This is a genomic window from Mesorhizobium delmotii, assembly GCF_900149755.1.
GTDB lineage: Bacteria > Pseudomonadota > Alphaproteobacteria > Rhizobiales > Rhizobiaceae > Mesorhizobium > Mesorhizobium delmotii.
This window is the reverse complement of sequence record NZ_FUIG01000098.1, coordinates 1-9649: the sequence shown is the minus strand read 5'-3', so window position 1 is coordinate 9649 and position 9649 is coordinate 1. Positions and strand designations below refer to the sequence as shown.

General features: G+C 60.1%; 9 protein-coding genes and 6 pseudogenes. 9 read left to right on the top strand and 6 right to left on the bottom strand.

The genetic code is table 11. The annotated features are described in order from the left end of the window. Positions 1-270 (top strand): helix-turn-helix domain-containing protein (locus BQ8482_RS40860; RefSeq protein WP_425294167.1); only part of this gene is annotated, 270 nt, incomplete at its 5' end. Between the two features lie 231 nt (positions 271-501). Here the strand turns inward: BQ8482_RS40860 and BQ8482_RS40855 are convergent. Then, positions 502-576, bottom strand: a complete 75-nt coding sequence (locus BQ8482_RS40855) for an EspF repeat-containing protein (RefSeq protein ID WP_425294168.1) — start codon at positions 574-576, stop codon at positions 502-504. Here BQ8482_RS40855 and BQ8482_RS40850 point away from each other — a divergent pair. From BQ8482_RS40850 to BQ8482_RS35610, 5 genes and pseudogenes are all read left to right on the top strand, one after another. Beyond that, positions 556-1023, top strand: coding sequence for an integrase core domain-containing protein (locus tag BQ8482_RS40850; protein ID WP_425294166.1), 468 nt, complete (start codon positions 556-558; stop codon positions 1021-1023). The genes BQ8482_RS40855 and BQ8482_RS40850 overlap by 21 nt on opposite strands. Before the next feature lie 148 nt (positions 1024-1171). Next, positions 1172-2354, top strand: a pseudogene (locus BQ8482_RS35625) (acetyl-CoA C-acetyltransferase). Positions 2355-2555: 201 nt separating this feature from the next. Then, positions 2556-3200: pseudogene (gene panB / locus BQ8482_RS35620) on the top strand (3-methyl-2-oxobutanoate hydroxymethyltransferase); the annotation flags it as partial. A gap of 41 nt (positions 3201-3241) precedes the next feature. Then, positions 3242-3728, top strand: a pseudogene (locus tag BQ8482_RS39915) (4-phosphopantoate--beta-alanine ligase); the annotation flags it as partial. A gap of 89 nt (positions 3729-3817) precedes the next feature. Next, positions 3818-4808 (top strand): annotated as a pseudogene (locus tag BQ8482_RS35610) (IS1380 family transposase); the annotation flags it as partial. 15 nt (positions 4809-4823) lie between these two features. Here BQ8482_RS35610 and BQ8482_RS35605 read toward each other — a convergent pair. The 3 genes and pseudogenes from BQ8482_RS35605 to BQ8482_RS38850 all read right to left on the bottom strand — a co-directional run. Then, positions 4824-4912, bottom strand: a pseudogene (locus BQ8482_RS35605) (IS6 family transposase); the annotation flags it as partial. A gap of 1 nt (position 4913) precedes the next feature. Continuing rightward, entirely contained in the window at positions 4914-5261 is a 348-nt protein-coding gene (locus BQ8482_RS35600; RefSeq protein WP_123151807.1) for an NIPSNAP family protein, read from the bottom strand. Between the two features lie 443 nt (positions 5262-5704). Then, positions 5705-6112, bottom strand: a complete 408-nt coding sequence (locus tag BQ8482_RS38850; protein ID WP_208867955.1) for a M24 family metallopeptidase — start codon at positions 6110-6112, stop codon at positions 5705-5707. Positions 6113-6819: 707 nt separating this feature from the next. On the opposite strand from BQ8482_RS38850, the pseudogene BQ8482_RS39910 reads away from it, so the two are divergent. The 3 genes and pseudogenes from BQ8482_RS39910 to BQ8482_RS35575 form a co-directional block, all read left to right on the top strand. Continuing rightward, a pseudogene (locus BQ8482_RS39910) lies at positions 6820-7051 on the top strand (transposase); the annotation flags it as partial. Positions 7052-7364: 313 nt separating this feature from the next. Further along, complete coding sequence (locus BQ8482_RS35580; RefSeq protein ID WP_244603119.1) at positions 7365-7709, top strand: LysR family transcriptional regulator; 345 nt, start codon at positions 7365-7367, stop codon at positions 7707-7709. Positions 7710-8195: 486 nt separating this feature from the next. Continuing rightward, positions 8196-8903, top strand: a complete 708-nt coding sequence (locus BQ8482_RS35575; protein WP_123151808.1) for a class I SAM-dependent DNA methyltransferase — start codon at positions 8196-8198, stop codon at positions 8901-8903. 201 nt (positions 8904-9104) lie between these two features. On the opposite strand, the gene BQ8482_RS40845 is transcribed toward BQ8482_RS35575, so the two are convergent. Both BQ8482_RS40845 and BQ8482_RS35560 read right to left on the bottom strand, forming a co-directional pair. Continuing rightward, positions 9105-9467 (bottom strand): hypothetical protein, encoded by a 363-nt coding sequence (locus tag BQ8482_RS40845; protein ID WP_425294169.1) that lies wholly within the window; start codon positions 9465-9467, stop codon positions 9105-9107. Then, a complete protein-coding gene (locus BQ8482_RS35560) occupies positions 9356-9613 on the bottom strand; it encodes an SDR family NAD(P)-dependent oxidoreductase (RefSeq protein WP_123151805.1) in 258 nt (85 codons plus the stop codon). Before BQ8482_RS35560 ends, BQ8482_RS40845 begins: the two co-directional genes overlap by 112 nt. Positions 9614-9649 lie beyond the last annotated feature (36 nt).

Genomic DNA, 9649 nt, shown 5'->3' with positions numbered 1-9649 from the left:
AAAGCCTGGGATCAAACATCTAGGCTGAAGCTTGAGCCGAGGCCGGGCGCGGAGTGGTCAGGGTTCGCAGCGCCCGGCCTCGGCGTTAGAAAGGACACTGACATGACCAAGGACCAAAAGATCATCCGCGCCAAGGTGGGGCTGCTGGAGCTGGCCAAACAGCTCGGCAATGTCAGCCAGGCCTGCAAGATGATGGGCTATTCGCGCGACAGCTTCTACCGCTTCAAGGAGCTTTACGAGACCGGCGGCGAACTGGCGCTGCAGGACTGACGCGCCGGAAGCCGCTGTTGGCCAACCGCACGCCGCCCCAGGTCGAGGCGATCATCCTCGAGCTGACGCTGGAATATCCCGCCTATGGGCAGACCCGCATCGCCAACGAAATGCGCGGCCACTCGGTCTCGCCGTCGGGCGTCCGCGGGGTGTGGCAGCGTCACGATCTGGAGACGATGAAGAAGCGGCTGAAGGCGCTGGAGGCCAAGGTCGCCCAAGACGGTATCGTGCTCACCGAGAGCCAATTGGCGGCGCTGGAAAAGGCCAAGCTGGACAAGGGGGCGCATGGTCAGTTCGAGAGTGAATGCCCGGCTATATGACCGCAAGACGCCGATCACCGCCGCCGATCTCCTCAACGACCGCGTGGTGCCGTTCTTCGACGCCCACGAGGTGAAGCTAAGCCGGGTGCTGACCGACCGCGGCACCGAATATTGCGGCAATCCCGAACACCACGAGTACGAGCTCTATCTGGCGGTTGAGGACGTGGATCATTCCCGCACCAAAACCAAGAACCCGCAGACCAATGGCATCGTTGAACGCTTCCACAAGACGGTGCTGGACGAGTTCTACCGGGTCGCCTTCAGGAAGAAGATCTACGGCTCGATCGAGGAGCTGCAGGCCGATTTGGATGAATGGGTCAGAAGTTACAATGAGCAGCGCCCACATCAGGGCCGCTGGTGCTTCGGCAAGACGCCGATGCAGACCTTCCTTGACACGGCCCCGCTGGCGAAGGAGAAAATGATCGCTGCCTGATCCTATCGGACAGGCAAAACCGACCATTCTCAGACGCCAACTGTCCGATCAAGTGCAAACTTCTACAACTGAAGCAACGATCGTCAACTGAGCCTAATGCGTCCGCGCCGGAAGCCAGGGTGCAGTTCTAAAAACAGCGGAAGCCATCGTGAGCAAGACTTCCATCGTCATTGCGGTGCCGCGCGCGCCGGTCGGCTCCTTCAACGGCGCCTTCGCCGCCACGCCGGCGCATGAGCTTGGTGCCGTGGTCATCAAGGAGCTGTTGTCTCGCGCCGGTGTCGAGCCGGCCGAGGTCGACGAGGTCATCCTCGGTCAGGTACTGACCGCCGCTCAGGGTCAGAACCCGGCCCGCCAGGCATCCATCAATGCCGGCCTGCCCAAGGAAACCACCGCCTGGGGCCTCAATCAGGTTTGCGGCTCAGGTCTGCGCGCTATTGCTCTCGGTATGCAGCAGATCGCGACAGGCGACGCCAAGGTGATCGTCGCCGGCTGGCAGGAATCGATGTCGCTGGCCCCGCACGCTCAACACCTGCGTGCCGGCGTCAAGATGGGCGACTACAAGATGATCGACATCATGATCAGGGATGGGCTGTGGGATGCCTTCAATGGCTACCACATGGGCAACACGGCCGAAAACGTCGCTCGCCAGTTCCAGATTACCCGCGATGACCAGGACCAGCTCGCATTGGCCTCCCAGAACAAGGCAGAGGCCGCGCAGAAGGCCGGCAAATTCAAGGACGAGATCGTGGCCTTCACCGTCAAGGGCAAGAAGGGCGACACCATTGTCGACCAGGACGAATATATCCGCCACGGCGCCACGATCGAGGCCATGACCAAGCTGAGACCGGCCTTCGACAAGGACGGCACGGTGACCGCCGCCAATGCCTCCGGCATCAATGACGGCGCCGCCGCCGTGCTGCTGATGACCGAAGCGGAAGCCGCGAAGCGCGGCATCACGCCGCTGGCGCGCATCGTGTCCTGGGCGACCGCCGGCGTCGATCCGCAGATCATGGGGCACCGGGCCTATTCCCGCCTCGCGCAAGGCGCTGGCCAAGGCCGGCTGGTCGGTTGGCGATCTCGACCTGGTCGAGGCCAACGAAGCCTTCGCCGCTCAGGCCTGCGCCGTCAACAAGGACATGGGCTGGGACCCGTCCATCGTCAATGTCAATGGCGGCGCCATCGCCATCGGCCATCCGATCGGCGCCTCCGGTGCCCGCATCTTCAACACGCTGGTTTACGAGATGCGCCGCAGAAGTGCCAAGAAGGGCCTCGCCACGCTGTGCATCGGCGGCGGCATGGGCGTCGCCATGTGCGTGGAAGCGATGAACTGAGCCAACAGCGAACAGGGAGTAGCGAATGGAGAAGAGTGGCGTCGGCGCGGCGGGACATCAAAGGCGGCAACCGTTTCGCACTCAAAGGCTGAGGATGTGGGAGTACTCTGACGCCCAAATGCGCGCTGTCGATGTCCCCTTCGCTGATTCGAAGGACTAAGGCCGAGACTGCTGATGGATATCGCCCCGGCGCCTCTCGTCGACAGCGTCGGCATGGTCCTTCATGGCCTGCCGACCACATTTGGAGCCACACTCGACATGATGACCATGCACGGCAGGCGGTCTGGCGCGGTCTCGAACGCGCGCTGATGGTCGTCGACATGCCGTTCCTGAGCAGGCCTTCCGCAACGCGGCACGGGTCATGGCCGAGACCGGCTGCGCGGCGGTCAAGCTTGATGGCGGCGAGGCAATGGCCGAGACGATCCCTTTTCTCGCCGCTCGCGGTGTGCCGGTGATGGCCCATGTTGGGCTTACGCCGCAGGCCGTGCATGCATTCGGCGGTTATCGCGTGCAGGGCCGAGGCGAGATTGCCGAGCGCATCCGGCGCGACGTCCTTTAGGTGGCCGAGGCGGGCGCCTTCGCGGTCGTGCTCGAAAAAGTGCCTGAGGGGCTCGCCCGCCGGATTACGGCCGAACTCCCAATCCTGACGATCGGCATCGGTGCCTCGCCGGCCTGCGACGGGCAGATCCTGGTGGTGGACGACATGCTGGGCATGTTTGGAGATTTTCGACCGAAATTCGTCAAGCGCTACGCCGAGCTCGGGCAGTCCGCCGAGGCGGCGATCGCGGCCTACGCAGAAGAGGTGCGCGAGCGCCGTTTCCGGAACCCAACCATGTGTTCGGCGATGAGAAGGACCGTCAGAGCAGGAGAAGCGGCATGAGCATTCGATCGCACGAACCGTCGCCCAGTTGCGCACGGCTGTGGCCGCATGGCGGCAGAATGGCCTCAAGATCGCTGTCGTGCCGACCATGGGCGCCCTGCATGAGGGCCATCTAAGCCTGGTGCGCGCTGCTCTCGACCGGGCCGACCAGATCATTATGGACACTGTTCGTCAATTCAAGGCAGTTCAACAACGAGGCGGATCTCACGGCCTATCCGCGCACCGAGCATGACGACGCGGCCAAGCTCGCGCCGCTCGGCGCCCATCTGCTCTACGCGCCGGATGCGGCGGACATGTATCCGGAAGGCTTTGCCACCACGGTCTCGGTGAGTGGGGTGAGCGAAGGCCTGTGCGGTGCGTTCCGTCCTGGGCATTTCGATGGCGTTGCAACCGTCGTCACCAAGCTGTTCCTCCAGACCGGCGCTGATCTCGCCTTCTTCAACGAGAAGGGTATCCAGCAACTGCATGTGGTGCGGCGGTTCACCCGCGATCTAGCCCGGATATCTCACGAAATTGAAGTGCATCGGGGCTCCGAATCAGGGAAAATGCTTCTGAGACTTACCCGAGGCAGAGGTGTTCCCCGATGCAAACAGAGTGTAGCGCGGAATGGTTTGGTTTTGGAGCTGTTGAAAAGCGCGCCGTGGTGGCCGGCTTTGACGGCGGGACGATCACTTCGGATGCCGGCGCGCTTTTGCTGGGGCTGACGGACTGGGCGATTGGACTGGTCGGCCGCTTTGCCCGTTGCTTCGTGGACGCTCGCAATCCGGACTTGATCGAGCACGAAGGTCGAGACGCTGGTGGGCAGCGAACATTGGCGCTGGCGCTCGGCTATGAAGACCTGAATGACCATGACGAATTGCGCCATGATCCTGTGATGGCGGTGCTGGTCGGCAAGCTCAAGGCGCGCCGTCACAAGAAATGTGCGGCGGTGGCCGGCAAGTCGACGCTCAACCGGCTCGAACTGAGCCGGCCGCAGCCTTCGCGCTATCACAAGATCAGCCATGATCCGGCGGCGATTGAGGCGCTGTTCGTCGAGCTGTTCGTGGGTGCACACGCGGCTGCGCCCGAGGAGATCGTGCTGGATCTGGACGCCACCGACGATCCCCTGCACGGCAACCAGGAGAGGCGTTTCTTCCACGGCTATTACGGCAACTACTGCTACCTGCGCTCTATATCTTCCGTGGCGATCACCTGCTGTGCGCCAAGCTGCGGCCCGCCAACATCGATGCGTCGGCAGGCTCCGTTCAGGAGATCGAGCGGATCGTGCACCCCTACGCCAGCGCTGGCCCAAGGTGCGCATCGTGCTGCGCGCCGATTCCGGCTTCGCCCGCGTGGAGCTGATGGCCTGGTGCGAGAGCAATGCCGTCGACTACCTGTTCGGCCTGGCTCGCAATGTCCGGCTGGTCCGGCACATCGGGGCTGAGTTGGAGGAGGCCAGAGCCGAGAGTGCCTTCACCAGCCGGCCCGCCCGCCGCTTCAAGGACTTCCAGTGGACCACCCGCAAGAGCTGGAGCTGCCGGCGCCGAGTCGTGGCCAAGGCCGAGTGGACACAAGGTGAGGCCAACCCACGCTTTGGTCGTCATCTTCCTCGTGTCGCAGGAGATGATGCCTCCCGGTCGGTCTGGCTGCCGTCGATGACTACGCGATCGGGCCGGCCATGGCGTTCCAGCGCGCGCCTATCACTGATGATCTGGTACGTGGAGCGGCATAGGCCATTCAGATTTGACGAAATCGGGCCGCTTCAACACGATCCCTCGGCTCGTCGACAGCGGGCCATCCTGCTCGGTGCGTGCCGCGATCTCTTTCCATTCCGGTGTCTGAACGAAATCTTCCCAGCCCTTTTTCACAGCTTCCTCACTTGGCCACTCAACGACATACCAAATCTCGCCGGTATCCGGAGTTTCCCAAAAATCCATTAGTTTAATTCCCGTCTTTCTGAAAAGCGGCAAGCTATCACGAGCAAACCGCTCTCGCATCTTGTCCTTCATTCCCTCGATCGGTACGTAATGCCGCAGTTCATAGATCATTAGGTTACTCCTAGCCTTGTTGAATTATGTTGTTTAGTCCCGCCTCCATGTAGTATTTGATGGATCCAAGAGACGCTCCTCAAACGGGTAATTCGATAGCGATACATACCCGTCGGAGGTCACAAGCAGATGTTCCTCCAGCTTTACCCGTCTCTTTCGCCGAAGGCACCAATATAGCTTTCAACGCATATGACCATGCCTGCTTCGAGTTTCGCGTCATACACGCGACCGGTCCACGAAATTATGGTTTAACTTGCGAATATTCACCGCACATTCCGACACCGTGTATAACGCAGGGGTAGGCCTGCTCTCGGAATTCTTCGGGCACCAGCCAAGCTGACGCCTGTAGATCCTTCATGCTGGGGCCCGGACGTATAAGCTTTATGTTCGTCTGCAATTCGTCATAGGCAAGCTTGGTACAACTGGCGCTGCCGAGCGCTAGGCTAATCCTTCCCGTAGTAGAATGTCCGTGAAACATCACAGAAATACCCAAATGGGCCTACCATATCGGTGTCAAATCCCACTAGGTCTTCTTCCTCAATGACTCGTTGGGTGGCTTCCTGGAGCCACGGATTAATCCGCGGCCCGGAAGCTAGCATTCGTCCCTCATGCCAGCCGCCCTGATTGGCAAGGTTGGTATAGTTTAGATTTCCCCAAAGCTGCACTTCCGTTACGCCTGGCCCCATGCTCTCCTGGATGCGCGCAATGCCGTGCTCGGCGACGGCGCATGCCCAGCGGATACACGCTATCTCGTCATCTGATTTGATAATCCGCGCTCCTTCGACGATGTCCACCGCATCAATCACCTCTAGACCGCGCTGCAGTAGGGCCTGGGTTATGTTCGGGTTCACGTACTCCACCGCCACTTTGCGATTGGTGGTTCCGAACAACCAGTTGGTATGGGTGATCTGGGCGCCTTCGGGCGGCTCGGGCAGGCCCTACGCCGGTGTCGCCTGAAGGGACATCGGCTATCCGATTCTCGTCCTCGAGGAAAAAGGTGATGGCGATCGGAAGTGTCCGCGTCGAAACAGGCGTATGATGTGTCAACTCTGAGAATGCGTGAAAGCCCTGGTTCGCGGAACTGTTCAGCGCGTTGTAGAAGGTTGCCAGTGGGGTGGCCCTTTGATTGATTTCTTCCGCAAGCACATGCTGATGAAGCCACGGCAATTCGGCGAGCGCCACGCGTCGGCGTATCGGCCTCAGGCCAATCATGCGCAATACAGCTACGGAGCACGGACCTCTGGAGTGTACTATGTCCCGATATTCAGCGGGAACAGGGATGGCCCTCTCAGGCGCTTCTTTAGAGCTTTGCGGTATCAGCAATGACCCTGTTCCTGTTTTCTACGTGCTTTCTCTGGGGTTACTAGAATCTGGAGCAAGCGCCACGCCAATTGAATTAAGGCTATGCAATCACATTGCTTTGGCAGCCACGAGGCGTCGCCGGAACAATTCCGCAAACATTCTTTTGTTCGAAGTTGGACACAATGTCGGAAGCCCAAACAAAAGAATGGGGGTCGGGCCGGCGCTATGGATAAGGGGCGTGACCTGCCCCTGAAATCAGCGCCGCTTTGCCGACTTCGGCGCCACGATCACGTCGATATTTGCGCGCGGCATGAGCGTGCGCGAAGATCCGCGGCCATCTGGAGGAGGATCGATGATTCTCGGCCATCACCAACGCCATGCCTGAAGTGGCCGAATGTCCGAACCGGCCGCTCGATGCGGTCTATACACTCGTCTTCTTCGACGCCATCCGGATCGAGATCAGGGACGAAGGCTTCGTGCGCATGAAGGGTGACCGGATCCCACCTCTCGCCATCCACAAACTTTTGTCCGAAGCTGGGCAAGAATGTCGGAAAGCTGACGAAACGGTCGGGCGGGCGGCCTGTCGATATGGACGAGTGGTGCAACTCACAACGTGCGCCAACTGGCACGCAACTTGCTCGGGTCACGGCGGACGGCCGCGGTTACGTCACGGAGCCCGTTGTGACTATTCAGTCTCTCAACTTAAACGCCTGTAGACTGGCGGCAGACCTTTATGGTCCAGAGGACGACGTGGATACCCGGTCGTTCGGTTCGCGACTGCCGATCTGATTGGAGTGTTCGATGGCCCATCCCTATTATGATCTCCCCTCCCTCACTGTCCTTACTGCCCTAGAGGTATTCGAGGCATCGGCACGCCATCTTTCGCTCGAGCTTGCAGCTTCCGAGCTGAACGTGACATCGGGAGAGATTACTCGGCATATCAAAGTCATTGAGGACGAGCTTGGTGTTCCGCTGTTTGTGAGGCCAGGAACCGGCGTGGTGCTTACCAGCGCTGGCAAAGACCTCTACACCGAGCTGGGAAGCATTTTTTCCAAGGCGTCCTATGTCGTCACGACCATTAAACGCGGCGGTCGCTCCCGGATGTCACGATTGCCTCCACCGATGCGTTCGCGCCGATCTGGCTGATACCGCGCATGTCGCGCTTTGGGGCATAGCATGATGATATTACAGTCGACCATATGATTTCCGAAAGTTCGGCGACTATCGCCGCGCTGGGGTTGGTCTGATCAGCAAAGACCCCCTCGCCCTGCTTGATGCGGGCCAGTGCGTAATCGGCCACCGGCGAGTTAAGTAGAAATACGACGTATATCTCAAATTAGTAACGTAGCGTAATATAATATTCTCAAAAATCACCTTTTTTCTCCTCCGTGCCGCTGGTACAGTCGCTCTTGAGAGTACCAAATCGTCTTTTTCTGATACCCATCTTGGGAGTGCCGATGGCTTATCGTGGAGAGCGTCGATGCAGGACCGGCAGCAGCCAGGGTCGGGAATTGCTGACCAATCCCGCCGGGCCCGCGTAGCTGCAAAGAATAGTTCGTGGTTTCAGCCACGTCCATTGCGCGCCCATGAATGCAGTGCCGCACCTATCTGCCCTTACACGGAGGAACTGTTATGAACACCCTGGATCGGCAGACAGCACCGGATCAAGCCGCACGAGAGCGCATGAAGGCATCCCATGACCTCGATGGCGATGCCGTTCGCTTGGCCCACTTATATCGCGGATGGGCGAGTGCCTTCGATCAGGATCAGGCCCGCGTCGGGTACTGCGGGCCCTTGATCGTGGCGGAACTGGCAGGCGCCGTGCAGACGGCCTATTTGGCCGGGCAGCGAAATGCCATAGCAATCCTGGACGCTGGCTGTGGTACAGGGCTCGTCGGCGTGGAACTGGAACGCCTCGGCTTCCGGTTGATTGACGGATTCGATCTCTCCGAAGAGATGGCCGAAAAGGCCCGGCAAACCGGCGTCTACCGCCATGCCCGAGGGTATGTCGACCTTAACGGGCAGCTCTCCGACTACCCCAGCGCGAGCTATGACCTGACCGTCTGCTGCGGCGTCCTCACGCTCGGACACGTCCGACCGGATGGGTTGCGCGAGCTGGCTCGCGTCACGCGCCCGAACGGCTTCGTCATTGCAAGCACCCGCAAGAGCTATGCGGAGACGACATTCTTTGAAGACCAGGTGCGGTGTCTGCAGGATGAGGGCGTCCTTTTACCGGCACAGTGTCTAAGCAACGGCAGATACGTCGCCGAGGAGGACGCGCACTATTGGGTGTTCCGGGTGCCCGAGAAGGTCAGCGCACCGACGGACGAGCGGCCATGACCTCGATACCGCAAATCTCGCTGACGACAAACTGGCAGCCGATGCAAGGCGACACGAGGAGCGCCAGCGCCTACGTTTGCCCTGCCAGGAGTTCGGGTTCTGAGCATGGCACCACGAAGGTACAGGGGCGTCACTCGTATTGGTTCGCCCCGATCGGGAGCGGGGCAAAAGAGACTTGGAGTCGGTTCAGAATCTCAATTGTCAGGCCGAATTGATGCTCGGCGATGTGGCTGACTCGGCCTTCACCGACCAGGTGGTTAATTGTTCGGAAAGGTCGACGTCTTGGTGAACAGCGCCGGGATCATTCGGCGTGGAAGCACCCTCGAAACCACGGATGACGATTGGCGCCTGACGTTCGACGCCAATGTCAACGGTGTGTTCTACTTCAGCCGCGCCGCAGTGAAGGCTATGCGGACGACTGGCGGCGGCATCGTCAACATTGCCTCCAATGGTCAGACTTGCGATTTCTTTCGGCTTAGCCACGCGGCTCTGGGGTATTGAATCAACATTTCTTTGGAGAACCTCGTCGAGGCTAATCGGCTTGCTATGGGCCGACACAAGCATGGGCGTGTCCACGGCGCATTGATGCTGATGTCCTCTTTGGCGTGGTCAAGAGCCAGGGCTCGCGTCAGCAAAACGACGGCGCGCTTCGACGCGCAATAGGCAACCAGGCCGGAACAGCCAACCAGCCAACACGCTGTTCCTCGCAAGCCAGGAAGCCAAGCACATCACGGGGGTTGCTATTC

Bases quoted from the DNA above. Each gene is read 5' to 3' on its own strand.
- BQ8482_RS40850 (WP_425294166.1), top strand. From the start codon at position 556: ATGGTCAGTTCGAGAGTGAATGCCCGGCTATATGACCGCAAGACGCCG.
- BQ8482_RS35600 (WP_123151807.1), bottom strand. From the start codon at position 5,261: ATGATCTATGAACTGCGGCATTACGTACCGATCGAGGGAATGAAGGAC.
- BQ8482_RS35580 (WP_244603119.1), top strand. From the start codon at position 7,365: ATGGCCCATCCCTATTATGATCTCCCCTCCCTCACTGTCCTTACTGCC.
- BQ8482_RS35575 (WP_123151808.1), top strand. From the start codon at position 8,196: ATGAACACCCTGGATCGGCAGACAGCACCGGATCAAGCCGCACGAGAG.
- BQ8482_RS40845 (WP_425294169.1), bottom strand. From the start codon at position 9,467: ATGCTTGTGTCGGCCCATAGCAAGCCGATTAGCCTCGACGAGGTTCTC.